The following is a 25,173-nucleotide window of genomic DNA, read 5'->3' on the forward strand; positions in this document are numbered from 1 at the left end:
GAGCCCTTCCCCCGCTCTGCGGTCATTCGGTGCGCTGAACCACGGCCATCTTCAGGGTGTTTCTCAAGCAGAAGCCGATACTCTCGTAGAGCCTGATCGCCACCGCGTTGCTCTCACACGCATGAAGGTACGGAATCTCGCCACGTGCCGCGATCCTGAGCCCGACACTTGCGAGTTCATTCTGGCCCGCGGCGAGCGATAGCGGGCGCTTTCGGACATTTGCCCTTCATTCGCCACCGATTGCATCCTATATCGCGCTCACGCGCGGCCGGCATCGGTCGCCAGCGATTCGCGACCTGAGGGCGGCAGGTCATCACTTCTTGGCACGCGGAACTCATGGCGCCCCTGCGCATCTACTTCGACAGGCTTCTCGACGCCGTGGCACCCAAGGTTCCGCGGCGCGAACTGACGGATGAGGAGCGCCTGGTGCTGGTGCGCCGCCACGGCGATTTCTCGCTCGCCTATTCGACGGCCGTGCAGCAGAAACTGTCCTATTTCAGCGATGGCGATGGCTATATCGCCTTCGGCACCAAGATGAGCCGGCATTTCGCGCTGGGCGATCCCGTGGCCGATCCGGCCGCCCGCCCGGCCTATATCAAGCGCTTCGTCGAGGCCGCCGGCAGCCCCTGGTTCGTCCAGATCGGCGCCGACACCGCCAAGGTGCTGGCTGGGCTCGGCTACCAGGTCAATCGCCTCGGCATCGACACCAGGCTACTGCTGCCGGCCCATGATTTTTCCGGCAAGCGCAACGAGACCGTGCGCTATTCCGAACGCTGGCTGACCAAGAAGGGTTTCACCCTTGCCGAGGACCGGGGCGACGGGCTGCAGGACGAGATCATCCAGCTTTCCGCCGACTGGCGCAAGGAGCGCATCATCAAGCGCTGGGAGATGAGTTTCCTCAACCGTCGCTTTTCCGAGGAGATCGGCGCCGACATGCGCCGCTTCCTCCTGCGCAGCCCGGAAGGCCGGCTTCTCGCCATCCTCGATTTCGACCCGCTGTTCCGCGACGGCAAGGTCATCGGCTACACCACCTCCTTCAAGCGCAAGCAGGTCGATGCCACGCCGCATGCCGAGGTCGGGCTGACCAAATTCGCCGTCGACCGCTTCCGCGAGGAAGGCATTTCGCAGGTGACGCTCGGCCTTTCGCCGCTGCTCGACATCGAGCCCAGCGGCTTTGCCGAATCGGATTTCTGGCGCGGCGCCTTCCAGCGCGGCTACGACTCGCCCTGGGTCAACCGCTCGCGCTTCAACCTGCAGGGCCAGGCGGCCTTCAAGCGCCGCTTCCACGGTGTCGAGGAGCCGACCTATATCGCTTTCCGCAAGGGGACTTTCGTGGAGATGCTCGGCCTGCTGCGCCTGTTGAAGGCGATCTGAAGCAGGCTCTGTTTCCTCGCCCCACTTCGTCTACGCTATGCACACTTTCTGTGATCGGCGTGACTGATCAGGCTGCGGCTTGATTGCCACGTGGTTCCCCCAATCCGTCGCTGCTTCGCAGCGCCACCTTTCCCCCCTCCGGAGGGAAAGGAAGGGAGCGTTGCTGGGCGAGCATTGAGGGGCAAAAAGCTTGGCGCGGCTTTCCTCTACCCCGTCGATCGGGGAGAGGTGGCTCGGCGAAGCCGAGACGGAGTGGGGGTCGACCAGCGCTACGTTAGACAATGCATGCGCCAAGCTGCCATGCACGGCCGTTTGGAAATGTGTACCTTGCCGTAGCCCATGCGTGGGTCGAGGAACTCCTTCAATTCCTCAACCGATAACCCGTCCTGAATATCCACGCCACGATCGCGATGCAGATCGCCAGGAACACCAGCGTCATGCCGAGGCTCACGCCGACCGAGACGTCGGCCTTGCCATAAAAACTCCAGCGAAACCCGCTGATCAGGTAGACGACCGGGTTGAACAGCGTGATCGTCTTCCAGATGCCGGGCAGCATGTGGATCGAATAGAAGCTGCCGCCGAGGAAGGTGAGCGGCGTGACGATCAGCAGCGGCACCAGCTGCAGCTGCTCGAAGGTCTTTGCCCAGATGCCGATGATGAAGCCGAACAGGCTGAAGGTCACCGCCGTCAGCACCAGGAAGGCGATCATCCAGAACGGATGCTCGATCCTCAGCGGCACGAACAGCGCCGCCGTGGCCAGGATGATCAGGCCGAGTATGATCGATTTGGTCGCCGCACCGCCGACATAGGCGATGATGATTTCGAGATAAGACACCGGCGCCGACAGGAGCTCATAGATCGAGCCGACGAATTTCGGGAAATAGATGGCGAAGGAGGCGTTGGAGATCGACTGCGTCAGCAGCGACAGCATCATCAGGCCGGGCACGATGAAGGCGCCGTAGGCGATGCCGTCGATCTCGTTGATGCGCGAGCCGATCGCCGAGCCGAAGACGACGAAATAGAGCGACGTCGAGATCACCGGCGAGATGATGCTCTGCAACACCGTGCGAAAGGCGCGCGCCATCTCCACCCGGTAGATCGCCCATACAGCGCGAAAATTAGGGGCAGCGCGCAGGGTCATGGCTCTTGCCTCAGAAGATTGACGAAGATCTCTTCGAGCGAGCTGTTCTTGGTATCGAGATCGCGGAACTGGATGCCGGCCGCCTCGAGGTCGCGGATCAGCGAGGCGACGCCCGGCCGGTCGCTCTGGTTGTCGTAGGTGTAGGTGAGCTCGCTGCCGTCCTCGGACAGCTCCAGCGCGTAGCGCGACAGGCCGTCGGGGATGGCGGCGAGCGGCGCGCGCAGCTCCAGTCGCATCTGCTTGCGGCCGAGCTTGCGCATCAGCTCGGCCTTGTCCTCGACCAGGATGATCTCGCCCTTGTTGATGACGCCGACGCGGTCGGCCATCGCCTCGGCTTCCTCGATGTAATGCGTGGTCAGGATGATGGTGACGCCGTCCTCGCGCAGCCGCCGCACCATCGCCCACATGTCCTGGCGCAGCTCGACGTCGACACCGGCCGTCGGCTCGTCGAGGAACAGCACGCGCGGCTCATGCGACAGCGCCTTGGCGATCATCAGCCGCCGCTTCATGCCGCCCGACAGCGTGATCGCTTTCGAGTCCTTCTTCTCCCACAGCGAGAGGTCGCGCAGCACCTTCTCGACGAACGCCTTGTTGGGCGCCTTGCCGAACAGGCCGCGGCTGTAATTCACCGTCGCCCAGACCGTCTCGAAGGCATCGATGGTGAGCTCCTGCGGCACCAGCCCGATCAGGCTGCGCGCGGCGCGGTAATCGCGGCTGATGTCGTGGCCGTCCACCGTGACGCTGCCCGACGAGCGGTTGACGATGCCGCAGACGATCGAGATCAGCGTCGTCTTGCCGGCGCCGTTCGGCCCCAGCAGCGCGAAGATCTCGCCGCGCTCGATGTCGAGATTGATTTCCTTCAATGCCTTGAAGCCGGTGGCATAGGTCTTCGTGACACCGGATATCGAGATGATGGATGACATGCTGAAAAACGGCCGGCTGGAAATTGTGACCTGATATAGGTCGGTCGCCGTTTTATGCAAACCGGTAATCGCCGCCGCTCCTGACATCTCTGGACAGTGAGCTGGCAGGCGGCGGCATCGACGATTGGCGAAGCGGCCGATGACGGCGTCTTTCTCCCCGTCACTATACGGGGAGAAATGCCCGGCAGGGCAATGAAGGGTGGCGCTGACCTGGCATGCGGAGCCCTGCCGCACTCCTTCGACCGGATGGCTCGCAACTGCCCACTTCCAAACGCCGGCGCTGCCCCTCATCCGCCCTTCGGGCACCTTCTCCCCGCAGGCGGCGCAGGCGGGGAGAAGGAAATCAGGTCTGCGCCGTCCAGAACGCGATCTCCTGCGCCTTGGTCCGGAGCTCGGTCTTCAGCCATTGATCGTCGTCGTCGAGATAGCTCCACGGCGTCTTGCCCTGCGCCCGCATCTCGCGGATGTAGGAGCGGTAGCGGTAGTGGCCGTAGACCGACATCGCATAGGTGGCATAGGCGGCGGCAAGCTTCCGGTGGCCGCGGATGATCACCAGGTTCTCGTCATTCTGCTTGCTCGCCGGCGCCGAGAAATTGTGGCTGCCGGTCACCACCACGCAATCGTCCGAATGCGGGTCGGTCACCAGGATCTTCGAATGCACGATGGCGTGGCCGATCTGCGACAGGAAGGTGCGCCGGTTGACCTCGGCGATCCACGGTCCGAGCGGCGTGTCGAGGCCTTGCGGCTGCGCCACCGCATAGCGATCCGGCGTGAACGTCCGGTCGCTGCTCACCAGGTCGATGTCGAGGAAGTTCTGCTCGGTGCCGCCTTCGTCCGCGCTCAGCGTCGAGACCACGCCGCGCACATACATGCCTTTCTCCTTGGCGCGCTGCCCGGCCAGCGTATGCAGCCCCTGCTTGCCCGGCGTGAACATCAAGAACAGCACCGACTGCCTGGCCGAGCTGATGACGTCGCGCAGCGCCTCCATGTCGGCGCCGTCCGAGGTGCGGGTGAACCAGACCGTCGCCTTGGCGGCTCCGACCGAGAACGTCTTCGGCGCGTCGTTGTCGGCCATCAGCGCCGGCGTGAAATTGGCCGGGTCGGTGGTCGGCGGCGAGGCGTCCTTCAACAGGTCCCAATGGTTGCGGTAATGCTGCGCGACCGCCACGTCCTCGATCAGCAGCCCGTTGTTGACCTGGGTGCACAGGCCCGTGGTGCTCCAGTTGGTGCTGCCCGTCCACACCTTCGCCGGCTTTCCGCCCTCCGAAACCACGACGAACTTGTTGTGGCCGAGGCCCTTCGATTTCAGCATCCGGTCGATGGTCGCGATGCCGTGGTCGTTGAGGTTCTTGCGCGCGTCCTTGTTGCCGTCGCCGCTCTTGTCGGAGCCGTTGGCGAGGATCAGATGCAGGCGCGGCCCAAGCCCGATCAGCGCCGTCTCCAGCCTCGCGTCGCCGAGTTCGTAGAGCGCGGCATGCAGCTCGTCACCGGCAACCTGCGTCAGCCCGACCATGCGCAGGCCGAGATCGCCTTCGAGGAAAGCGCGGAATTTTGCGTCGCCATTGGTCTGCAGGCTCTTCTTGAAGGCCGCCGGCGTGAGCTTGTTCTTGGCCATGTAGCGGGCGACGAATTGCGACAGCACCAGCCCGCGGTTGAAGTAGCAGGAAAAGCCGCCGCCGGCGTCGGTGGCTAACGTCGCCCAGTCCGTCCAGTCGCTGGAAACGCCCTTGGTCAGCGGCTTGCCCGGGCCGGCGCTCATCATCGCCGTCACCCGGTAGCGCACGACGTTGCCGACATCGGCGGCATGGTCGGTCCAGTTGAAGCGCTGGAACGGCCAGACGTCCGACGGCTTGTGGTCGCCCGATTTCGGCTTGTCCTTGGTGAAGCCGACCCGGTTCTCCACCGGATCGATCTTCTCGGTCGCGCCGACCTTGCGGCCGCGCTCCAGCAGGAAGCCGCGGCATCCCGGAATGAAGTCGCTGGGCGCCCAGGCGACGAAGGCGTCGTCGCCATTGGTGTAGACGGAAACCTTGATGCTGACGGCCATCTGTACCTCCCTATACGGCGCCGGCATGCCCGGCTCCACGAATGCAGCCAACGAGAAACGATGCAGCCGACAAAATCCGCGCCGGAAGCAGGCTTGCGGATCAGCCGAAACAGAATTTTAGAAAGGTGTCGGCGATGATTATGTGGTGGCAGAAGATCGGATGTCAATGTTTTGCAGCGTCAAGTATAATTCTATGAACTGCTTCACACTACGGTCTGTTTGCCAGCAAAACAAAGGGCGGATGGTTACGTGAACCATCCGCCCTAACCTTTGATCCAGCCTGGCCGGCGTCTCTCAGCTCTTGCTGGAGGCCAGCACGAGCACCGGCTTCTCGCTGTAGAGCTGCGGGAACAGCGACTTCAAATTCTCGATCTTGGGCAGGTCGTTGTAGACGATATAGGGATAGGTCGGGTTCAGCGTCAGGAAGTCCTGGTGGTAGTCCTCGGCCGGGTAGAAGGTCTTGCCGGTCTCCAGCGTGGTGACGATCGGCTTGCCAAACACCTTGGCCTTGTCGAGCTGGGCGATGTAGCTTTCCGCCACCTTCTTCTGCTCGTCATTCTCGGCGAAGATCGTCGAGCGGTATTGCGTGCCCGAATCCGGCCCCTGATAGTTGAGCTGCGTCGGATTGTGCGCGACCGAGAAATAGACCTGCAGGAGCTGGCCGTAGGTGATTTTCGACGGGTCGTAGGTGATCTCGACGGATTCCGCGTGCCCGGTGCTGCCCGTGCCGACGACTTCGTAGACGGCGTTCTCGGCGCTGCCGCCGGTGTAGCCTGAAACCGCCTTGCTGACGCCCTTGACGTGCTGGAATACGCCCTGCACGCCCCAGAAGCAGCCGCCGGCGAAGATAGCCTTCTCGGTGCCGCTCGCCGCCTTTTCGTCAAAAGCCGGCGGCGGGATCACCACCGCGTCCTCGGCCGAGCGGGCCGGGCTCTGCCAGAAGACGGCCGCCGCCGCGCTGAGCACCAGCGCCGCCAGCGCCCCTTTGGCAAGGAATGGCCGCCGCGCGGCTTTCTTTTCAATGCCGTTCATGTTGGGTCTCCTTGTTGTCGTTTCACTATATACGAACCAAGCCGCCACGGGGTTTTCACTTTGCCGTGCGGCGGCTCATCGCCGACGCCGGCGCTGCCCCCTCTCCGTCTCGGCTTCGCCGAGCCACCTCTCCCCGCCGTTCGGCGGGGCGAGGAACCCAGGCTTTCGAGGGCCGTGCCCTTGGCGGTTGGCGTTTCCTCGCCCCCGCAAAGCGGGGGAGAGGTGGATCGGCGCGCAGCGCCGAGACGGAGTGGGGGCCAGCGCTGACATATGCGATTGCTCACCGAATGGCCCGGACCGCTGGTTATTGAGCCGGAGCCATTGCATCCGCAGGCTTCATGGCATCCGTTGCAGGCTTCATGGCGTCCGCCGGTTTCATCGCGTCCGTCGCCGGCTTCATCGCCTGGGTGCTCATCGCATCGGGCTTCATGGCGTCTGCCGGCTTCATCGCGTCCGTCGCCGGTTTCATGGCGTCGGTGGCCATCGCGTTGGCCGGCTTCATGGCGTTGGTCGTGTCGTCGGCGCGGGCGCCGGCGACGAACACCGAAGCGGAAAGCGCGAAGGCGAGCGCCGGCAGCGTGAGGAACTTGGTCATGGGTAGTCTCCTTGGGTTATGGCGCGCGGAAGCGAGCCGGATGATGCGTTGCCGCGTCCTGCGGCCCCGCGCGAAACGGAAGAAAAATCAGTTGGTGGCCGCGGCCAGGATCGGCCCGCCGCCCGGCGTCTGCACCAGCACCGCGGTGCTCAAGCCGCCGCCGGTCGCCGGCAGCGGCAGCGTCGTCGCCTGGCCGTTCCAGCTGCCCAGCTTTTCCAGCGCATGCACGACATTGGCATGCGGCAGCGTGCGTCCGGTGTTCTCGCCGCGCGCCACCGGCACCTCGACGACGCCTCGTGCGTAGCGCACCAGCCAGATATCGGCGCCGCCGCCCGGCGCCTTGCCGGCGCCGATGCTGAGCTTGCCGTTGCCGAGCGAAAGCTCCGGGCCTTGCGTCACGCCACCCTTGGCGATCTGACTCTGGGCGATCAGGCCCTGGATCTCGCCTGGCCTGGCACCGACGGTATCCGCGCGGCCGTTCACCACCACCTGCGGCGTGAACGGCCCGTCATGGCCGAGCGGCGGCTCGTAGGTCACCTGGCGGTCGGTGAACTCCTTGCGCCCAAAAGTGTCCTTCCAGCCGAGATAGTCCCAGTAGGTGACGTTGAACGACAGCGCCAGCACGCCCGGCTGGTCCTTGACCTTGATCAGGTTGGCATTGGCCGGCGGGCAGGAGGAGCAGCCCTGGCTGGTGAACAGCTCGACCACGGTGAGCGGCTGTGCCGTCGCAGCGCCCATCATTGCGGCAAGCATCGCGCCGGCCAGCAGGCTTTTCATCAATCCAGTCATGGGAAGCAGTCTCCGTAGCGGGGTCATGCTCCCATTTCGCTGGGGCGAAGGGCTTCGTTACAAGCTCACCGGTTTGTGATTGCGGAGATTGGCGAAGGCCGAGGCGACGTCCAATCTCCCCCCTTGTGGGGGAGATGTCCGGCAGGACAGAGGGGGGGTGCCGTGGAGCGCCAGCCTTTGGAGAGGCCACGGTGCAATCAGTACGCGGATGGCCTGCCGTCTTTCTGTGGTCCGCTACCTGGCCAAGTCGGCGGGACAGCGCCCCCCTCTGGCCTGCCGGCCATCTCCCCCACGAGGGGGGAGATCGGCTGTCACTGCGTCAGCACCGTCGTCGACGGGCGCTGGTTGTAATCGCATTTGCCGGTGGTGGTATAGAAGAAGTCGGCGTTGCTGACATCGGCGGGCACCGGGTTGCCGCCGTCTTCCCAGGCCTGGTAGCCGGCCTGGCCGCAGGGCACCGCGGTGAAGATGTTGACGGTCTGGCCGGTCGCCACCTCCGGCATGTTGCCGGCGCTGGCGCCGATATAGAGCCGGTTCGAGGTGGCGGGATCGTCCGACCGCAGCGTCGTCGGACTGCCCGAAGGCACCTTCATCTCCAGATAGAGCTTGTCCATCTGGCTGACGTCGATCACCGCGCCGGCGCCATTGGCGGGGTAGAAGGTGTCGGCGCAGGTCGTCACATATCTCTTGCCGTTGCTGTCGGTTTGGGTGATCGCCCCGGTGGGCAGGCTGTTGAAGTTCTTCACCGTCTTGGTCGTGCAGTCCTGTTGCTGGACCACCGTGCTGGTAGAGCCGTTGATGGTGCTCACCGTGGTCGTGCCGTAGCCCTTCGGATCGCCGTAGCCGTTATAGGCATAGCTGATCGTCATCAGCGGCTTTGCCACCGTGTCGCCGAACTTGGTGCCGTAGAGCGTCATGGTTTTGTTCCAGTAGCCGGACACCTTCGTCACTCTGAAGGTGGACTGCACCAGCGCCGGGGTCTTGCGCACCGAGGAGCCGACGCCGACCTGCACGTTGTCGATGCGGGCGACCTGCATGAAGCTGGTCGGCATCGGGTAGCTTGCCGTGGCGGTGAAGGTCGCCGTGCCGTCGGCGGCGACGGTGACGCCGGTCAGCGTCGCCGTGCCCTGGCCGCTATTGGCCGCATAGGCCTGCTGCAGCGCCGTCTGGCGGTCGGACAGCGCTGTCGTGGTCGGCATCGTGGTGACCGAGATGATTGCGGCGTCTAGCGCGTTCTGCATGTCGCTGCGCGTCGTCACCGCCGAAGTGTAGTCGATAGAAAAGCCGATTGCCGCCACGATCGGGAGCGTCAGCAGCACCATCATCGGCATCATCGAACCGTCGCGGCGCGCGAGGAATTGCCTGGCCGCGCCGGCCAAAGCGGCCGGGCTGAATTTTCGGGCGAAACTGGACATTTTCGGGGCCTTCGTCGTCTCGGGCACTGAGCCGGTCTACCATCCGGAGGCGAAGCATCCGCTAAAGCGGTGCATTAATGTTTAAGCGCATTTGAATATTTCGTGAGGGACGCGTGATGGGGGTCTTTTGCCTTCTCCCCGTTCACGGGGAGAAGGTGGATCGGCGCGACAGCGCCGAGACGGATGAGGGGTAAGTCAGCTCGACAACGATCATCCATCGAGGCGGGCAGCCATCTACCTATCCGCGTCGGCGTCGCCCCTCATCCGCCCTTCGGGCACCTTCTCCCCGTGAACGGGGCGAAGGAAAAAGGCGCCCGGCTTGCCCGCACCCCTTGCCCCTGCTAAAGCGCGCCGCATGACGACGCCCCTCGACCACATCCGCAATTTCTCCATCGTCGCCCATATCGACCATGGCAAATCCACGCTTGCCGACCGGCTGATCCAGCTCACCGGCGCGCTGGAGGAGCGCGACATGAAGGAGCAGGTGCTGGACTCGATGGATATCGAGCGCGAGCGCGGCATCACCATCAAGGCCCAGACCGTGAGGCTGAACTACCGCGCCAGAAACGGCGAGGATTATGTGCTGAACCTCATCGACACCCCCGGCCATGTCGACTTCGCCTATGAAGTGTCGCGCTCGCTGGCCGCCTGCGAAGGCTCGCTGCTGGTGGTCGACGCCTCCCAGGGCGTCGAGGCGCAGACGCTGGCCAATGTCTACCAGGCCATCGACAACAACCACGAGATCGTCGTGGTGCTGAACAAGGTCGACCTGCCGGCGGCCGAGCCCGAGCGCATCCGCGAGCAGGTCGAGGAGGTGATCGGCCTCGACGCCTCCAACGCGGTGATGATCTCGGCCAAGACCGGGCAGGGCGTGCCGGACGTGCTGGAGGCGATCGTCCACCAGCTGCCGCCGCCGCGCGAGGGCGACATTACTGCTCCGCTGAAGGCCATGCTGGTCGACAGCTGGTACGACGCCTATCTCGGCGTCATCGTGCTGGTGCGCATCATCGACGGCGTGCTGAAGAAGGGCCAGACCATCCGCATGATGGGCACCGGCGCGAAATATCTCGTCGAGCGCACCGGCGTGTTCAAGCCAGCCCGCGTCAATGTCGACGAGCTCGGCCCCGGCGAGTTCGGCTTCTTCACCGGCTCGATCAAGGAAGTGGCCGACACCCGCGTCGGCGACACCATCACCGAGGACCGCCGCCAGACGGCCAAGGCGCTGCCCGGCTTCAAGCCGGCGCAGCCGGTGGTGTTCTGCGGCCTGTTCCCGGTCGACGCCGCCGATTTCGAGGATCTGCGCGCCGCCGTCGGCAAGCTGCGCCTCAACGACGCGTCCTTCTCCTATGAAATGGAAACCTCCGCCGCGCTCGGCTTCGGCTATCGCTGCGGCTTCCTCGGCTTGCTTCATTTGGAGATCATCCAGGAGCGGCTGGAGCGCGAGTTCAACCTCGACCTCATCGCCACGGCGCCCTCCGTCGTCTACCGGCTGCTGTTGAATGACGGCACGGTGAAGGAGCTGCACAACCCGGCCGACATGCCCGACGTGGTCAAGATCTCCGCCATCGAGGAGCCGTGGATCCGCGCCACCATCCTGACACCCGACGACTATCTCGGCGGTATTCTAAAACTCTGCCAGGACAGGCGCGGCATCCAGGCCGATCTCTCCTATGTCGGCAAGCGCGCCATGCTCACCTACGACCTGCCGCTCAACGAGGTCGTGTTCGATTTCTACGACCGGCTGAAGTCGATCTCCAAGGGCTACGCCTCCTTCGACTATCATTTGACCGACTACCGCGAGGGCGACCTGGTCAAGATGTCGATCCTGGTCAATGAGGAGCCGGTCGACGCTTTGTCCATGCTGGTGCACCGCACCGCCGCCGAAAAGCGCGGCCGCGCCATGTGCGAGAAGCTGAAGGAGCTGATCCCGCACCACCTGTTCAAGATCCCGATCCAGGCCGCCATCGGCGGCAAGGTCATCGCCCGCGAAACCATCTCGGCGCTGCGGAAAGACGTCACCGCCAAATGTTACGGCGGCGACGTGACCCGCAAGCGCAAGCTGCTCGACAAGCAGAAAGAGGGCAAGAAGCGGATGCGCCAGTTCGGCAAGGTGGATATTCCGCAGGAGGCGTTTATCCAGGCGCTGAAGATGGGGGACTAAGCGGTCCGGCCTTTTGGCCGGGCGCATCGACCCGGTGGGTCGATGCGAGCGCAAGTCCGGGTGGGAGCTGCCGCAGGCAGCGGGTCCCGCCCCGGGGGGGGCGGCAGTGCGGTGACCCTATTGGCGCGCGCAGCGAGCCAAGCAATCGATCCACTAAATCGATGGCGACATTCTACGCCGAGCGCGAGGAACTTTCAGATCGGCACTATCTGCGATACTTTTAAGATAGGCGCCGCTTTGGTGCGCTCGAGGCAAATCGGTATGGGTGTTTACTCGGAACCCCAAGCCTACGGCGCACCTCTTCCGTAGCTGAACCTAAGTCTGTCGAATACGATTGGAGTACGAATCATTCCAATCTAGCCGATGAGCCTTTTGCTGTGAGTCAAAAATCGCCGAAATTTTTTCTGCGTGAAAAGGTTATCGCGCAGATCGTCAACTACGAAAGCCTTAGAAAAACCTGGAAGAAAAAAACTCACACGGACTTCCGAAACTTCTTCTTGCCGGACCCCATCGATCACCTGGACGTCAATATCCAGATTGATGACATCTGCAAGAGAATTGTCAGCAAGATTAAGTCAGGCGAGTACTCGGTCTCTGGAACGAAAAGGTATCTTGTGGAGAAATCCAAAGGCCTTTGCAGGCAGATGACACTTCCATCTATCGAGGACGCGTTGACGCTTCAGTGCCTCGCCGACGCATTTTGGAATGAGATCAAATCCAAAAGTCCATCCAAGAACGCCTTTTTTGAACCCAAGGACCACACATTTTCCAAGACTCTTGATGATATACCTGAGTACGGATCAATAAAAGCGTGGCTAGATTTTCAGAAGAAGATTATAGGGTTTTCGAAAAAGAATGATTTCATCGTCATCGCGGACATAGCAAATTACTATGACTTCATAGACTTTTCACATCTCCGAAATGTGATTGTTTCAACTGTAACAATTCGAGAACCGGTAATAGATTTTCTCATGTACATGCTTTCGGGCATGTGTTGGAAGCCGGACTATATGCCGACGCGTGATGTGGGCATGCCTCAGATCGATATCGATGCCCCACGGTTGCTCGCACACTGTTTCCTATTCGAGCTGGACGCGGTAGTTGAGGACATGCAGTTCGCCAATTATGCGCGCTTCATGGATGACATAGATGCCGGCGTTGACAACATTGCTGAGGCGAAAAAGATTATTAAATCCATAGATCTAACGCTTCAGACCCGTCAATTACGGCTCAATGCTGGAAAAACGCGCATTCTGACATACCGCGAAGCCTGGAAGCATTTTAAGGTGTTGGAGAACGCCATTTTGGATCTCTTTCAGAAGAAGTATATAGAGAAGGATTTACAACTTGCGGCACAGCGTTTGCCCAGCCTTGTACTGAAGTGGCATAAGCGGAGGGCGTTCGACGACGGAAACGGAGAAAAGATTTTAAAGCGAGTCATTACGTTCGCGATAAAGAGTGGTGCGAATCTTGACCGAGAATTTATTTACGACGCAATTCGTTTGAGGCCAAACATTAGAACGTCCGCATTTCGATACCTGTCTCATGAGGGCTTCAGCGTCAAGGATTTGGTTCGCATAAATGACATTATCAAGAGTGGACACGTTTGTGACGACAGCTTTGTAATGGAGTATGCCAAGGCAATTTGCGTGGGGAAGGTAATGGTAGGAAACGAATTTACCAAGATGATGTTAAAGACGATCGAGTTATTTGAAACGGAAGGATTTTATGGCCTATATGCTGCGTTGATTATCCTATACCGCTTTGCTAAAGCGAAAGAAATAATTCAATTTTTGAAGAAGCATGAAGACTCTTGGCGCCACGACGACCATCTCGGACGCGTCGTGGGTGGGTTCGCTCCTATCGCAAGGCGCGACGGGGAATACACCGAATTTAGCAATGTCGTGTTGAAATCGATGAACAGGGGAGCCAAGTCGGTTCAAGATTTTCACTATCGAGTTAGAACGGACGTTAGCTTTTTGTCTCCAATAATTGGGAAAGTCTCGTCGTTGGATAAGAGTTTTCCCTGCGGAATTCGGCTCGGTAAGTGGCTTGTTCTGCACAGCATTCTCCAGAACGAGGGATTGCCGGAGTCTAAGAAGGCAAAGATAAAATCGGTTTTTAAGGGGTTGAAAGATCAACCTCACTTCACGGTTGCGGGCCTTTGAGTTGATCGTCCGGATGGGGCTGCTCCTCTACACGAGCTCACGAGCAAGCCCCTTCCCACCTTCACCATCCCCTCACCTCGTTGTATCCTCTCCTCAGGCTTGGGGACCCATCACATGCGCTCCACCTCGGACACCGTCGCCGCGATCGGCCTCGCCATCGGCGGCGCTTTGGGCATGGCGGGCACTTTCGTTGCCAGCGACGCGCTGCGCGAGACGCTGTGGACCATCGACGGCGTCGGCATCGTCGTCGCGGCGGCACTCCTCACCATGAAATATCAGCGGCTGGGCAATGACCTCGTCGCGGCCGGCTTCCTCACTTTCCTCGCCGGCGAAAGCCTGCTTCTGGCCGGCAATGCAGCGGGACTGCAGGCGAGCGTGCCTTCCTATGCCGGCGGCATTGCGCTCTGGGCGGCGGGGCTGGTCATGGTCAGCGCGCCAAACACCTTCGCGCTCTGGATGCGGCTCACCGCTTTCGTCTCGGCTGTGCTCTTCACCGTCTCGGCGGCGATGATCCTGTGGGGCGCTCCGCTCCTGCCCACCTCCGCGCCGCTGCCGGCGCTCGGCTATCCGTTCCTGGTGCTCACCTTCATAGGCTGGATCTGGACGCTGATGAAGCCGGAGCGGTAAGGATAGGCGCGATCGTTCGCGGCTTGGGGGTCAGCTTGCGCAAATTGTCGTTCGTCAGTCTTTGCCTCGACTTCGTTTGGGTGAATGCAGCCGTCGTACTCGTCGACCGGCTGTTCCCGGGAATTGCCGAGACCGTGCTCGGACAGCCGGCATCCTGGGCGGCGCGGCAAACCCTCTCGTTGGTGCTGCTGGCCGCCATGCGGGGGGCAAACGCCTCGATCGGCGAATGGCTGCTTGGCTATGCGCGGACCGAGCAGCCCGGCCGGCGCCAATGGGCCAATCTTTTGCTCGGCACGCTCGGCTTCGCGTCCGGCATCTGGTACCTGCTGCGCTTGACCGAGCCCGGCGATGCCACGCCGTTCCTGTTCATGGTCGAGGACACGCCGCTGAAGCTCGCGGCGGTGGCGATCTTCAGCGCCTGCTACAGCTGGTGCGGCGCGATGCTGCTGCGCTTCGAGCCGAGGGCGAAATTCTACAACGTCCTGCTGTTCGTCTCGATACTCCCGTTGACCGCGATCAACGTCATCTTCTCCCGCGATGCGATGGTCGCCACCATGGTGGCGCGCGCCGCCAGCCAGGGCCAATCCTTCCCGGTGGAAAAGGCCGAGGTCTATATAAGGGTGTCGCTCTACTTCACCGTCCTGCTGGTCGCGATCATGCTGGCGCTGCTCTATTTCTGTCGCGAACGGCCCGCTGCCGAAAAGCCGCTCGAAGGCGCGCAAGGCGGCAGCGCGTAGCCCTCTCGACTCCAACCGTTTCCGGGCTCAATCTCGTCCGATGGCCGCGCCGCTGGAACTCCGCAACAGCCCGTCGGGAAAGATCTTGCCCGCCGTTGGGCCGTTCCTGATCGGCGGCATTTTCGGCTTCGGCGCGCTGCAGGGCGTGGCTGCGGGGGCGAACAGCGGGCATGTGCTGTGGATCGCGCTGCTCGGCGCCGCCTGCCTGGGGCTCGGTGCTTTCATCGCGCGCGGCGCCTTCGACACCTCGGTCAAGGTGATCCTGGACAGCCAAGGCTTCCGCGATCGCCGCGCCGGCGACGTGCTGGTGCCGTGGCGCAAGGTGAAAAGCGTGCGCCTCGCCGCCGGCGGCAAGGGCGCGGCGATGCTCAATTTCGAGCTCACCGAGGAGCCGCCCGACGAGATCAGATACGCAGCCGCCAACGCCTTCGGCCTGATGCCCTTCGGCAGGACCACCGTGCACATGGAAATCTCCTCGCTCGACGCGCGGGGACAGGACCTGGTCGATGCGGTGAAGACATTCGCGCCGCATGTGGTGGTGCGGCGCTGACTTTCCCCTTCTCCCCCCTGTGGGAGAAGGTGGCCGCGAAGCGGCCGGATGAGGGGTGTTCCAGCGGAGTGAGGCGTCGGCGATGCACACGTTTGTGGCGAACGCCGTGGCCAAGCTGGAGCACCCCTCATCCGTCTCGGCGCTGCGCGCCGAGCCACCTTCCCCCACAAGGGGGGAAGGGGAGGTCGCGCCTCGCGCCCACCCGTGCTCTACTCCCCCGGGGACATCACCATGATTCGCGCTCTGCTCGCCGCCCTTCTCCTCACCTCGCCGGCCTTCGCCGCCGACATGTCGGTGTTCGTGCGCAACAAGCGCTCGGACGGCGTGGCGCTGGAGCTGTTCAGCCGCGACAGCGGAAAGGTCTGGCCGGGCGACGGCAAGGTCTACCTCATCCGCCCGAAGGCGCGGAAATCCGTGCCGATCTCCTGCGACAATGGCGAACGCATCTGCTGGGGCGCCTGGGTCGTCGGCGACGACCAGGTCTCGGCCGGCGTCGGCCCCGACAACGACCAGCCCTGCGACACCTGCTGCTTCATCTGCACCGAGCATTCCACCGAAACGGTGGATCTGGCGGAGTAGCGCGGTCTTTCCCTTCTCCCCTTGTGGGAGAAGGTGGCCGCGAAGCGGCCGGATGAGGGGTGTTGGAAGGAATGAGGCGCCGGCGATTGGGCTCGATGCACCGTTTGCGGCACACGCCCCTGCCAAGCTGGAGCACCCCTCATCCGTCTCGGCGCTTCGCGCCGAGCCACCTTCTCCCACAAGGGGAGAAGGGAAGGCTTCACCATTCCCCCAAATTCAGTCAGCTATTTTCCTCCCCACCCCTTGGCATCGTCCCGCGCCATGCCATCATCCCGTCATCGGCCGTGGGGGCCGATTCGACCTCGGGGGTTACCATGTCCATTCTCTTCGCGCGCCGCGTGGCCGCCGCGCTTTCGTTTGCCGTCCTCCTCGCGCCCGCCGCCCATGCCGGCGACGTCACCTTCCAGATCAAGAACAGCCATCCCAACGCCATGCGCGTCGAGCTCTACAGCCAGGACCGCGACTATGTCTGGCCGGGCGAAGGCAAGGATTTCTACCTCGACGACGGCGAGACCAAGCAATTGCCGATCTCCTGCAACGAGGGCGAAAAGATCTGCTACGGCGCCTGGGTGGACGGCGACGAGGAAACCTATTGGGGCGTCGGCCCCAACAACAAGGAAACCTGCGAAGACTGCTGCTACACCTGCAGCGGCGGCCAGACCGAGGAGATCGATCTGCAGGAGTAGCGCCTCTTCTCCTTCTCCCCTTGTGGGAGAAGGTGGATCGGCGCGATAGCGCCGAGACGGATGAGGGGTGTTCCAGCGGAGTGCGACGCCGGTTGTTCAAGTCACCAGCACTGGGCTAATCTTCCACCATGCCGCACCAGCCCGTAACCCCGGCCAAGCGGAATTTCGCCCGGTCGATGCGCAGTGAGCCGACAGAGGCGGAAGACCGGCTGTGGCAAGAGCTGCGCGGCCGCCGTCTGGACAAGATCAAGTTCAGGCGGCAAGTGCCGATCGGCAGGTTCGTCGCGGATTTCGTCTGCGCTGAGGCCAGACTGATCGTGGAAATCGACGGCAGCCAGCATGCGGAATCGCGCCGTGACCAAGAACGCGACGCCGAACTGAAGGCAAGTGGCTTTCGCGTGCTGCGTTTCTGGAACGACGATGTTCTGAGAGAACTCGATGCGGTGTGCGATACCATCATCGCTTTTGTGCGGGACGTGAGTCTGCAGCCTTGGCGGTAGTAGGGCATAAACCTTCTTGCCAAGCTGGAGCACCCCTCATCCGTCTCGGCGCTGCGCGCCGAGCCACCTTCTCCCACAGGGGGAGAAGGGGAGTTCATTCTTGACGCCCCTCTCACCGCCGCCCTAGCTTCGTCTCCCAGCAACAGGAGACCCCCACCCAAATGGCAGGCACGGTCGAAGGCGAGAAGATCGACGTCGGTTTCAACGGCAAGCGCTGCATCCATTCGCGCAATTGCGTGCTCGGCAATCCACATGTCTTCGTGCCCAACGCGCCGGGCCAGTGGATCCACCCGGAGGCGGCGTCGCCTGAGCAGGTCGTGGCGCTGGCTGAGAACTGCCCGTCCGGCGCCATCACCTATCATCGCAAGGATGGCGGTCCGCAGGAGAAGCCGCCGGTGGTCAACACGGTGCGCCTGCGCGAAAACGGCCCGCTGGCGGTGCATGCCGAGACCGTGCTCGGCGAGGAAACCTTCTTCCGCGCCACGCTCTGCCGCTGCGGCCTGTCGCAGAACAAGCCGTTCTGCGACAACAGCCACATCAAGGCCGGTTTTTCCGCCACCGGCGAGCCGCCGCTGAAGGAAGCGCAGGTGCTGGAAGCCCGTGATGGTCCGCTGAAGGTCACGCCCACCGTCAACGGCCCGCTCAAGGTCGAAGGCAATGCCGAGATCGTCACCGGTACGGGACATACGATCGCCCGCACCACGAAGGTGTTTCTGTGCCGCTGCGGGCATTCGGCGAACAAGCCGTTTTGTGACGGGTCGCATAAAAGGGTGGGGTTCGTGGGATGACGAGCGCCGCGCCGGCGTTAGTTAAGCATGAGGTTTAGCGCCCAGGAGGATATCCATCATGCGCACCATGCTCGTTCTTGCCCTGCTTGCACTGGCCATGCCCGCCTACGCCGCCAATCACGCGGTCCAGATCAAGGGCATGAAATTCAACCCATCGAAGGTCAGTGTCGCTGTCGGCGACACCATCACCTTCACCAATGCCGATCCGATGACGCACACCGCCACCGCCCTCGACGGCTCCTTCGACACCGGCCATCTCGCCACGGGCAAGAGCGCCAAGGTCAAGATCACGGCCGCCGGCGCGCACCCCTTTCATTGCGCCATCCATAGCTCGATGAAAGGCACTGTCACGGCGAAGTAGGAAGCGCCGACGGCGGAGCTGCTAATCTCCCCCCTTGTGGGGGAGATGCCCGGGAGGGCAGAGGGGGGCGCGAAGGAACTCTACGCTTGTCTTTTTTGTCGAACGGGCGCCCCCAACGCTGATCTGAAGGCTGAGAGGCTGGCGGGACAGCGCCCCCCTCTGGCCTGCCGGCCATCTCCCCACAAGGGGGGAGATCAGCTCTCCGGCCTTGGCCCATCCCTCCCTCCTTTATCCGCCAGCCCGTATCGGCTAAGGGCAGGCACCAACCCTTCTTGCCCGGATCACCTTCAAAAATGACCGCCAAGCCTCACCCTCTCTTCCTCGGCATCGACACCGGCGGCACCTACACCGATGCGGTGCTGTGGTCGGAGGAGGGCGGCCCCAAAGGCAAGGTGCTGGCCAAGGCCAAGTCGCTCACCACGCGCCACGACCTCGCCGTCGGCATTTCCGGCGCGGTCGATGCCGTGCTGGAAAAGTCCAAGACCGACCCAGCGGCCATAAAACTCGTCTCGATGTCGACCACCTTGGCCACCAACGCGCTGGTCGAGGGGCAGGGCGGGCGCGTGGCGCTGGTCATGATCGGCTTTTCCGAGGCCGATCTTGCCCGCGACGGGCTGAAGACCGCGCTCGGCACCGATCCCGTGGTGTTCTGCCCCGGCGGCCACGACGTGCATGGCAATGCGGCCAAGCTCGACCTCTCCGGTCTCCAGGCGGCGCTGCCCGAACTCGGCGGCTCGGTGTCGGGCTTTGCCGTCTGCGCCTATTTCGCCACCCGCAATCCGGCGCATGAACTCGCTGCCCGCGACCTGATCCGCGAGAAAACCGGCCTGCCGGTCACCGCCAGCCATGAATTGTCGGCCAAGCTCGGCGGCCCACGCCGCGCGCTCACCACCTTGCTCAACGCAAGGCTGATCTCGATGATCGACCGGCTGGTCGCGGCGACCGAAGGTTTCCTCGCCGAACGCGGCATCGCGGCCCCGCTGATGGTGGTGCGCGGCGACGGCGCGCTGGTGTCGGCGGCCTTCGCCCGCCAGCGGCCGATCGAGACGATCCTCTCCGGCCCCGCCGCCAGCCTGGTCGGCGCCCGCCACATGACCGGGCTGGACGACGCGATGGTGTCGGACATCGGCGGCACCACCACCGACGTCGCTGTGCTCGACAGCGGCCGGCCGCGGCTCGATCCCGAAGGCGCCACGGTCGGCGGCTTCCGCACCATGGTCGAGGCGGTCGCCATGCGCACCTTCGGCCTGGGCGGCGATTCCGAAGTGGCGCTGGAGGACGGCGCGCTCGACCCGAAGATCCTGCTCGGGCCGCGCCGCCTGGTGCCGCTGGCGCTGGCCGGCATGGTGCATGGCGAGGCCGTCACGTCGGAGCTGGAACGCCAGTTGCGCGCGCCCAACCCCGGCCGCATGGATGGGCGCTTCGCCGTGCGCACCGGCGTGCCGGACCGGCTCGCCGCCGGCCTCACCGCGCCGGAAGCCAAACTCTACGAGACGATCGGCGCCACCCCGTTGGCGCTCGACAGGCTGCTTGCCTCCAACGCCCAGAACGCCACGCTCAACCGGCTGGTCGCCCGCGGCCTCGTCCACATCTGCGGTTTCACCCCGTCCGACGCCGCCCATGTGCTGGGCAAGCAGGCCAATTGGGATGCCGCCACCGCCCGCCTCGGCGCCGAGCTGTTTTCCCGCCGCCGCGACGGCCGCGGCCAGGCGATCGCGGCGACGCCGGAAATCCTCGCCGAGCGCGTGCTCGTCACGCTGACCCGCTGGTCGGCCGAATACATCCTCGAAACCGCCTTCGCCGAGGACGGGCTGGATGGCGCCGCCACCGTCGCGCATGCGCTGGTGCAGCGCGCCGTCGATGCGCATCCCGGCATCGCCCGCTTCACCGTCGCGCTCGACCGTCCGGTGATCGGCCTCGGCGCCTCGGCGCCGCTGCATTACGCCGGCCTGCCGCCGTTGATCGGCAATGGCTGCATCGTGCCGGAAGACACCGACGTCGCCAACGCGCTCGGCGCCGTGGTCGGCCAGGTGCGCGTCTCGGCCGAGGCCCGCATCAGCCAGCCGCAGGAAGGCCTCTTTCGTCTGGCGTCGGGCCAGACGATGCGCGACTTCACCGACGAAGCGAAGGCGATCGCGGCGGCGCAAGCCGACGTGCGCGCGATCGCCGCCCAGCGTGCGAAGGACGCCGGCACCGACAGCGCCGAGATCGCCGTCGCCACCGAGTTCAAGGTCTCGACCGTCGAAGGCCAGCGCATGTTCATCGAAGCGCATGTGGTTGCGGTGGCGTCGGGAAGGCCGCGGATTGCGGTGTGAGTGCGGCTTTTCCTTCTCCCTGTTTTACGGGAGAAGGTGCCCGAAGGGCGGATGAGGGGCGGCGCCAGCTTATGTTGCTGTTCTCCTCGACTTCAATCGGCAGACCAACGCATGGTAATTGTCAGCGCCGCGCCGCCCCTCATCCGGCTGCCGCCACCTTCTCCCCGTGAACGGGGAGAAGGCATGCTACACCCTAAGCCGAATTGACCCCGCAACCCCAAACATGCCAAAGGCCCGGCAAAGCCTGTATCTGGAGACGTGCTGATGACCGACCGCATCGAGATCGCCGGGTTGCGGATTGCCCGGGAGCTCCATGACTTCGTGGCCGAGGAGGCCGCAGTCGGCACCGGCATCGACGCCGAACAATTCTGGACCGGCTTTTCGGAAATCGTCCATGACCTCGCGCCGAAGAACCGGGCGCTGCTCGCCAGGCGCGACGCCATGCAGGAGAAGCTAGACGGCTGGTATCGCGCCAACGGCGCGCCGATCGACATGGAAGGCTACAAGACTTTCCTGAAGGAGATCGGCTATCTGGTGCCGGAAGGTCCGGCCTTCAGCGTCTCCACCGACCATGTCGATCCCGAGATTGCCGTCGTCGCCGGACCGCAGCTGGTCGTGCCGGTGATGAACGCGCGCTATGCGCTGAACGCCGCCAATGCGCGCTGGGGCTCCCTCTACGACGCGCTCTACGGCACCGACGCCATTCCCGAGACGGGCGGCGCGGAGAAGGGCAAGGGATTCAACCCCAAGCGCGGCGCCAAGGTCATCGCCTGGGCCAAGGATTTCCTCGACCAGTCGGTGCCGCTGACATCAGGCAAATGGGCTGGCGTCAACGGGGTCTCGGTCGCCAGCGGCGCGCTGAAGCTCGGCGAGGGCGCCGGCGCCACCACGCTCGCCGATCCAAAGCAATTCGCCGGCCATCGCGGCGATGCCGAGAATCCCGAAGCCGTGCTTCTGGTCAGGAACGGCCTGCATATCGAGATCGTCATCGATCGCGCCAACCAGATCGGCAGGACCGATCCTGCCGGCATCGCCGACGTCATCCTGGAATCGGCTCTGACCACCATCCAGGACTGCGAGGATTCGGTCGCGGCCGTCGACGCCGAGGACAAGGTCGTCGTCTACCGCAACTGGCTCGGCCTGATGAAGGGCGATCTGGCCGAGGAGATCAGCAAGGGCGGCAAGACTTTTACCCGCACGCTCAATCCCGACCGCCGCTACACGGCGCCGAATGGCGGCCAGCTCCTGCTGCCGGGACGCTCGCTGATGCTGGTGCGCAATGTCGGCCACCTGATGACCAATCCGGCAATCACCGACCGCGACGGCCATGAGGTGCCGGAAGGCATCATGGACGCGGCGATCACCGCGCTGATCGCGCTGCACGATGTCGGCGACAACGGCCGCCGCGCCAACTCCCGCGCCGGCTCGATGTATGTGGTGAAGCCCAAGATGCATGGGCCGGAAGAGGTTGCCTTCGCCGTCGAGATCTTCGACCGCGTCGAGGCCCTGCTCGGCATGGCCACGAACACCATCAAGATGGGCATCATGGACGAGGAGCGGCGCACCACCGTCAACCTCAAGGAAGCGATCCGCGCCGCCAAGGAACGGGTCGTGTTCATCAACACCGGCTTCCTCGACCGCACCGGCGACGAGATCCACACCTCGATGGAGGCCGGCCCGATGATCCGCAAGGGCGACATGAAGCAGGCCGCCTGGATTTCCGCCTATGAGGCCTGGAATGTCGATACGGGGCTCGAATGCGGGCTCGCCGGCCATGCCCAGATCGGCAAGGGCATGTGGGCGATGCCGGACCTGATGGCGGCGATGCTGGAGCAGAAGATCGCGCACCCCAAGGCCGGCGCCAACACCGCCTGGGTGCCCTCGCCGACGGCAGCGACCCTGCACGCCACGCACTATCACAAGGTCGACGTGCATGCCGTGCAGGCGGCGCTGAAGAGCCGGCCGAAGGCCAGGCTCGACGACATCCTGTCGGTGCCGGTCGCGGTGCGGCCGAACTGGACGCCCGACGAGATCCAGCGCGAGCTCGACAACAATGCGCAGGGCATCCTGGGCTACGTCGTGCGCTGGATCGACCAGGGCGTCGGCTGTTCGAAAGTGCCGGATATCAACGATGTCGGGCTGATGGAGGACCGCGCCACGCTGCGCATCTCCTCGCAGCACATCGCCAACTGGCTGCGCCACAAGGTGTGCTCGGAAATCCAGGTTAGGGATTCGCTGCAGCGCATGGCGGCGATCGTCGACCGCCAGAATGTCGGCGATCCGCTCTATAAGTCGATGGCGCCCGACTTCGACCACTCCATCGCCTTCCAGGCCGCCTGCGACCTGGTGTTCGAGGGCACGAGCCAGCCGAATGGCTACACCGAGCCGGTGCTGCACAGGCGGCGGCTGGAGCTGAAGGCGAAAGGCTAAGAAAAGCGGCTTCTTGGGACGTATCGATCGACCAGCATTGGTCGGCGCCCCCCTGTCAAGCGCGCTGGCTTGGCCGCGACAGGAAGACGTCCGTATGCCTGACATGCGCCGGCGTGTCGCGAAACGGCGCGCAGGGTTTGAAGCCGAACGCCTCGTACACGGCAATGGCGTTTTCCATGTAGAAGGTCGTGTGGATCAGCACGGCGCGAGCCGGGCCTTTGTCGATCTCCGCCAGGACGGCGCCCATCAGCGCTCGGCCTATGCCTTGTCCCCGGAAGGAAGCATCGACGTAGAACCTGTGAAGCTCCATCGCGTCTTCGCCGAACGGGTCGAAGCCGAGGCAGCCCGCCGGCAGGCCTCCGGAGCGCGCAATGAAGGCGATGGCGTCCGGCGCGCCGAATTGCGCGGCCAGCTGAGTGCCGTTTGTTTCAGGATGGAAGAGCGCCCTCACATCCGCCGCCGAGACGCCATGCGGCGCCGAAGCGTCGACATCCCATTGCGCGAGCTTGCGGCAGAGCCCTGCCAGGGTCTCGAAATCTTCTGCGCTGCGCGCCGGCAAAACTGAAATCATTCCTCGCCCCGCGCGGATATGCGCCACCATACCACGCGCGAACGCCGGCGCGAATGCGCGTCGTCAAGACGTTTGCAGCGAAGTCTAAGGCCACCCACAAATGGCTTGACGATTTGTAGTCTACCTTCTAGTAGGTAGGCAGCGAAACCAACAGAGAGAAACTTCATCATGTCTGCGCAAATGAGCGGCCAAGACCGTGCCCAGCCTTCGAATGGCTGGCTCAAAACCTATTACTATCTGCGGTTTGCCGTATCGGCTGTCTGGGTCGTGGCGGCGCTCACCGTCGCCAAGACCGTTTCACCGCTCGCTGCCGTCATGCTGGTGGCCTACCCCGTGTGGGACGCGCTGGCGAATTATCTCGACGCGCGGCGCAGCGGCGGGCTCGGCCGCAACAAGTCGCAGCTGCTCAATTTCGCCGTCAGCATCGTCACCGCGGTTGCGGTCGCCGTTGCGCTCGGCCACAGCATGAACGCCGTGCTCTCGGTCTATGGCGTCTGGGCCGTCGTCTCCGGCGCCCTGCAGCTTCTGACCGCGTTGCGTCGCTGGAAAACAAACGGCGCCCAATGGGCGATGATCCTGAGCGGCGCCCAATCGGCGCTGGCCGGCCTGTTCTTCGTCAAGATGGCCGGCGGCCCCGAGGTCATCGGCATCGCCAACGTTGCGCCCTATGCCGCATTCGGCGCCTTTTACTTCCTGGTGTCCGCCGTGTGGCTGACGGTCGGCGATGTCCTTCGCAAGTCGCCGCAGGCCGCGCGTTGAGATTTCCTCCGCTGGAGGTTAGGCATGTCTATGGATAAGCCCTCGAACACCGCCGATGACATCCTGGCCGCAGCGCGAAGCTTCATCGTCGCCGGCGGCTATAACGGCTTCAGTTATGCGGATATCGCCGAGGTGATCGGTATCCGCAAAGCCAGCATCCATCATCATTTCCCCAGCAAGGTCGACCTGGTGCAGACGCTGGTCAGGCGCTACCTCGAGGATGCCGTCACCGGCATGGCCGAACTCGAGCGCAATGTGCCTGAGCCGCCCGAGTTGCTTCGAACCTACGCCGGCTTCTGGGCCCAGTGCATCGAGGATGCGAGCAGGCCGTTCTGCGTCTGCGCATTGCTCGCCAGCGAGCTTCCGGCCCTCCCGCCCGAAATTGCCGCCGGGGTCCGGGCCTATTTTCAGTTTCTGTCGGGCTGGCTGACCGGCGTCTTCGAACGCGGCGCCGCGCAAGGCACGTTGACCATCTCCGCCGCGCCGCGCATCGAGGCCGAGGCCTTCATGGCGACCGTGCACGGGGCGATGCTTTCCGCGCGGGCCTATGGCGATGTTTTGACCTTCGGCATGATCCTGACGCCGACGCTGCAGAAGTTGATCCCCACGGCCGATTGACCTGCGT

The 25,173-nt window shown here is 63.6% G+C and carries 23 protein-coding genes and 1 pseudogene; 15 read left to right on the forward strand and 9 right to left on the reverse strand.

Going from position 1 to position 25,173, the window contains the following annotated elements; translation table 11 throughout:
- Positions 1-22 precede the first annotated feature (22 nt).
- Positions 23-157: pseudogene (locus DPM33_RS14905) on the reverse strand (GNAT family N-acetyltransferase); the annotation flags it as partial.
- 179 nt (positions 158-336) lie between these two features.
- Here DPM33_RS14905 and DPM33_RS14910 point away from each other — a divergent pair.
- Positions 337-1,374, forward strand: a complete 1,038-nt coding sequence (locus tag DPM33_RS14910) for a phosphatidylglycerol lysyltransferase domain-containing protein (protein ID WP_112098198.1) — start codon at positions 337-339, stop codon at positions 1,372-1,374.
- Between the two features lie 361 nt (positions 1,375-1,735).
- On the opposite strand, the gene DPM33_RS14915 is transcribed toward DPM33_RS14910, so the two are convergent.
- The 7 genes from DPM33_RS14915 to DPM33_RS14950 all read right to left on the reverse strand — a co-directional run bounded on the left by DPM33_RS14915 (position 1,736) and on the right by DPM33_RS14950 (position 9,316).
- Complete coding sequence (locus tag DPM33_RS14915; RefSeq protein ID WP_112098199.1) at positions 1,736-2,515, reverse strand: ABC transporter permease; 780 nt, start codon at positions 2,513-2,515, stop codon at positions 1,736-1,738.
- On the reverse strand, positions 2,512-3,438 hold the full coding sequence (locus DPM33_RS14920; protein WP_112098364.1) for an ABC transporter ATP-binding protein: 927 nt from the start codon (positions 3,436-3,438) through the stop codon (positions 2,512-2,514). Before DPM33_RS14920 ends, DPM33_RS14915 begins: the two co-directional genes overlap by 4 nt.
- 343 nt (positions 3,439-3,781) lie before the next feature.
- Positions 3,782-5,485 (reverse strand): phospholipase D-like domain-containing protein, encoded by a 1,704-nt coding sequence (locus DPM33_RS14925; protein ID WP_167449073.1) that lies wholly within the window; start codon positions 5,483-5,485, stop codon positions 3,782-3,784.
- 294 nt (positions 5,486-5,779) lie between these two features.
- A complete protein-coding gene (gene msrA / locus DPM33_RS14930; RefSeq protein WP_112098201.1) occupies positions 5,780-6,517 on the reverse strand; it encodes a peptide-methionine (S)-S-oxide reductase MsrA in 738 nt (245 codons plus the stop codon).
- A gap of 304 nt (positions 6,518-6,821) precedes the next feature.
- Positions 6,822-7,112 carry a hypothetical protein gene (locus tag DPM33_RS14940; RefSeq protein ID WP_112098203.1) on the reverse strand — a complete coding sequence of 97 codons (291 nt, stop codon included), beginning with the start codon at positions 7,110-7,112 and terminating at the stop codon, positions 6,822-6,824.
- 87 nt (positions 7,113-7,199) lie between these two features.
- Positions 7,200-7,901, reverse strand: a complete 702-nt coding sequence (locus DPM33_RS14945; protein ID WP_112098204.1) for a DUF1223 domain-containing protein — start codon at positions 7,899-7,901, stop codon at positions 7,200-7,202.
- A gap of 311 nt (positions 7,902-8,212) precedes the next feature.
- Positions 8,213-9,316 carry a TadE/TadG family type IV pilus assembly protein gene (locus DPM33_RS14950; protein ID WP_245442153.1) on the reverse strand — a complete coding sequence of 368 codons (1,104 nt, stop codon included), beginning with the start codon at positions 9,314-9,316 and terminating at the stop codon, positions 8,213-8,215.
- Positions 9,317-9,671: 355 nt separating this feature from the next.
- Between DPM33_RS14950 and lepA the strand changes: the two genes are divergently transcribed.
- The 12 genes from lepA (at position 9,672) to DPM33_RS15015 (ending at position 23,218) form a co-directional block, all read left to right on the forward strand.
- The gene (gene lepA, locus DPM33_RS14955; protein WP_112098205.1) at positions 9,672-11,477 is read left to right on the forward strand and encodes a translation elongation factor 4; all 1,806 of its coding nucleotides are present in this window, start codon (positions 9,672-9,674) and stop codon (positions 11,475-11,477) included.
- 497 nt (positions 11,478-11,974) lie between these two features.
- Positions 11,975-13,645: an RNA-directed DNA polymerase gene (locus DPM33_RS14960; protein ID WP_146770252.1), complete on the forward strand. Its 1,671-nt coding sequence runs from the start codon at positions 11,975-11,977 to the stop codon at positions 13,643-13,645.
- Positions 13,646-13,759: 114 nt separating this feature from the next.
- Entirely contained in the window at positions 13,760-14,272 is a 513-nt protein-coding gene (locus tag DPM33_RS36230; protein ID WP_167449074.1) for a hypothetical protein, read from the forward strand.
- A 35-nt stretch (positions 14,273-14,307) separates the two neighbouring features.
- Positions 14,308-15,009, forward strand: a complete 702-nt coding sequence (locus tag DPM33_RS14970) for a hypothetical protein (RefSeq protein ID WP_146770253.1) — start codon at positions 14,308-14,310, stop codon at positions 15,007-15,009.
- Positions 15,010-15,049: 40 nt separating this feature from the next.
- Complete coding sequence (locus DPM33_RS14975; protein WP_112098208.1) at positions 15,050-15,559, forward strand: hypothetical protein; 510 nt, start codon at positions 15,050-15,052, stop codon at positions 15,557-15,559.
- A gap of 231 nt (positions 15,560-15,790) precedes the next feature.
- Positions 15,791-16,138 (forward strand): hypothetical protein, encoded by a 348-nt coding sequence (locus tag DPM33_RS14980; RefSeq protein WP_245442155.1) that lies wholly within the window; start codon positions 15,791-15,793, stop codon positions 16,136-16,138.
- Positions 16,139-16,452: 314 nt separating this feature from the next.
- Positions 16,453-16,824 (forward strand): hypothetical protein, encoded by a 372-nt coding sequence (locus DPM33_RS14985; RefSeq protein ID WP_112098209.1) that lies wholly within the window; start codon positions 16,453-16,455, stop codon positions 16,822-16,824.
- Between the two features lie 128 nt (positions 16,825-16,952).
- Positions 16,953-17,324: an endonuclease domain-containing protein gene (locus DPM33_RS14990; RefSeq protein WP_112098210.1), complete on the forward strand. Its 372-nt coding sequence runs from the start codon at positions 16,953-16,955 to the stop codon at positions 17,322-17,324.
- A gap of 161 nt (positions 17,325-17,485) precedes the next feature.
- On the forward strand, positions 17,486-18,112 hold the full coding sequence (locus DPM33_RS14995; protein ID WP_112098211.1) for a CDGSH iron-sulfur domain-containing protein: 627 nt from the start codon (positions 17,486-17,488) through the stop codon (positions 18,110-18,112).
- A gap of 58 nt (positions 18,113-18,170) precedes the next feature.
- Positions 18,171-18,473, forward strand: coding sequence for a cupredoxin domain-containing protein (locus tag DPM33_RS15000; RefSeq protein WP_112098212.1), 303 nt, complete (start codon positions 18,171-18,173; stop codon positions 18,471-18,473).
- A gap of 293 nt (positions 18,474-18,766) precedes the next feature.
- Positions 18,767-20,788, forward strand: a complete 2,022-nt coding sequence (locus DPM33_RS15010) for a hydantoinase/oxoprolinase family protein (protein ID WP_112098213.1) — start codon at positions 18,767-18,769, stop codon at positions 20,786-20,788.
- A gap of 264 nt (positions 20,789-21,052) precedes the next feature.
- Positions 21,053-23,218, forward strand: a complete 2,166-nt coding sequence (locus tag DPM33_RS15015; protein ID WP_112098214.1) for a malate synthase G — start codon at positions 21,053-21,055, stop codon at positions 23,216-23,218.
- A gap of 55 nt (positions 23,219-23,273) precedes the next feature.
- Here the strand turns inward: DPM33_RS15015 and DPM33_RS15020 are convergent, their stop codons facing one another.
- Positions 23,274-23,789 (reverse strand): GNAT family N-acetyltransferase, encoded by a 516-nt coding sequence (locus tag DPM33_RS15020; protein ID WP_112098215.1) that lies wholly within the window; start codon positions 23,787-23,789, stop codon positions 23,274-23,276.
- A gap of 180 nt (positions 23,790-23,969) precedes the next feature.
- Here DPM33_RS15020 and DPM33_RS15025 point away from each other — a divergent pair, with 180 nt between their 5' ends.
- Complete coding sequence (locus DPM33_RS15025; protein WP_112098216.1) at positions 23,970-24,548, forward strand: DUF308 domain-containing protein; 579 nt, start codon at positions 23,970-23,972, stop codon at positions 24,546-24,548.
- Between the two features lie 30 nt (positions 24,549-24,578).
- Positions 24,579-25,166 (forward strand): TetR/AcrR family transcriptional regulator, encoded by a 588-nt coding sequence (locus DPM33_RS15030; RefSeq protein ID WP_112098217.1) that lies wholly within the window; start codon positions 24,579-24,581, stop codon positions 25,164-25,166.
- Positions 25,167-25,173 lie beyond the last annotated feature (7 nt).

Source organism: Mesorhizobium hawassense (assembly GCF_003289945.1).
GTDB lineage: Bacteria > Pseudomonadota > Alphaproteobacteria > Rhizobiales > Rhizobiaceae > Mesorhizobium > Mesorhizobium hawassense.

Bases quoted from the DNA above. Each gene is read 5' to 3' on its own strand.
- DPM33_RS14910 (WP_112098198.1), top strand. From the start codon at position 337: ATGGCGCCCCTGCGCATCTACTTCGACAGGCTTCTCGACGCCGTGGCA.
- DPM33_RS14915 (WP_112098199.1), bottom strand. From the start codon at position 2,515: ATGACCCTGCGCGCTGCCCCTAATTTTCGCGCTGTATGGGCGATCTAC.
- DPM33_RS14920 (WP_112098364.1), bottom strand. From the start codon at position 3,438: ATGTCATCCATCATCTCGATATCCGGTGTCACGAAGACCTATGCCACC.
- DPM33_RS14925 (WP_167449073.1), bottom strand. From the start codon at position 5,485: ATGGCCGTCAGCATCAAGGTTTCCGTCTACACCAATGGCGACGACGCC.
- msrA (WP_112098201.1), bottom strand. From the start codon at position 6,517: ATGAACGGCATTGAAAAGAAAGCCGCGCGGCGGCCATTCCTTGCCAAA.
- DPM33_RS14940 (WP_112098203.1), bottom strand. From the start codon at position 7,112: ATGACCAAGTTCCTCACGCTGCCGGCGCTCGCCTTCGCGCTTTCCGCT.
- DPM33_RS14945 (WP_112098204.1), bottom strand. From the start codon at position 7,901: ATGACTGGATTGATGAAAAGCCTGCTGGCCGGCGCGATGCTTGCCGCA.
- DPM33_RS14950 (WP_245442153.1), bottom strand. From the start codon at position 9,316: ATGTCCAGTTTCGCCCGAAAATTCAGCCCGGCCGCTTTGGCCGGCGCG.
- lepA (WP_112098205.1), top strand. From the start codon at position 9,672: ATGACGACGCCCCTCGACCACATCCGCAATTTCTCCATCGTCGCCCAT.
- DPM33_RS36230 (WP_167449074.1), top strand. From the start codon at position 13,760: ATGCGCTCCACCTCGGACACCGTCGCCGCGATCGGCCTCGCCATCGGC.
- DPM33_RS14975 (WP_112098208.1), top strand. From the start codon at position 15,050: ATGGCCGCGCCGCTGGAACTCCGCAACAGCCCGTCGGGAAAGATCTTG.
- DPM33_RS14980 (WP_245442155.1), top strand. From the start codon at position 15,791: ATGATTCGCGCTCTGCTCGCCGCCCTTCTCCTCACCTCGCCGGCCTTC.
- DPM33_RS14985 (WP_112098209.1), top strand. From the start codon at position 16,453: ATGTCCATTCTCTTCGCGCGCCGCGTGGCCGCCGCGCTTTCGTTTGCC.
- DPM33_RS14990 (WP_112098210.1), top strand. From the start codon at position 16,953: ATGCCGCACCAGCCCGTAACCCCGGCCAAGCGGAATTTCGCCCGGTCG.
- DPM33_RS14995 (WP_112098211.1), top strand. From the start codon at position 17,486: ATGGCAGGCACGGTCGAAGGCGAGAAGATCGACGTCGGTTTCAACGGC.
- DPM33_RS15000 (WP_112098212.1), top strand. From the start codon at position 18,171: ATGCGCACCATGCTCGTTCTTGCCCTGCTTGCACTGGCCATGCCCGCC.
- DPM33_RS15010 (WP_112098213.1), top strand. From the start codon at position 18,767: ATGACCGCCAAGCCTCACCCTCTCTTCCTCGGCATCGACACCGGCGGC.
- DPM33_RS15015 (WP_112098214.1), top strand. From the start codon at position 21,053: ATGACCGACCGCATCGAGATCGCCGGGTTGCGGATTGCCCGGGAGCTC.
- DPM33_RS15020 (WP_112098215.1), bottom strand. From the start codon at position 23,789: ATGATTTCAGTTTTGCCGGCGCGCAGCGCAGAAGATTTCGAGACCCTG.
- DPM33_RS15025 (WP_112098216.1), top strand. From the start codon at position 23,970: ATGAGCGGCCAAGACCGTGCCCAGCCTTCGAATGGCTGGCTCAAAACC.
- DPM33_RS15030 (WP_112098217.1), top strand. From the start codon at position 24,579: ATGGATAAGCCCTCGAACACCGCCGATGACATCCTGGCCGCAGCGCGA.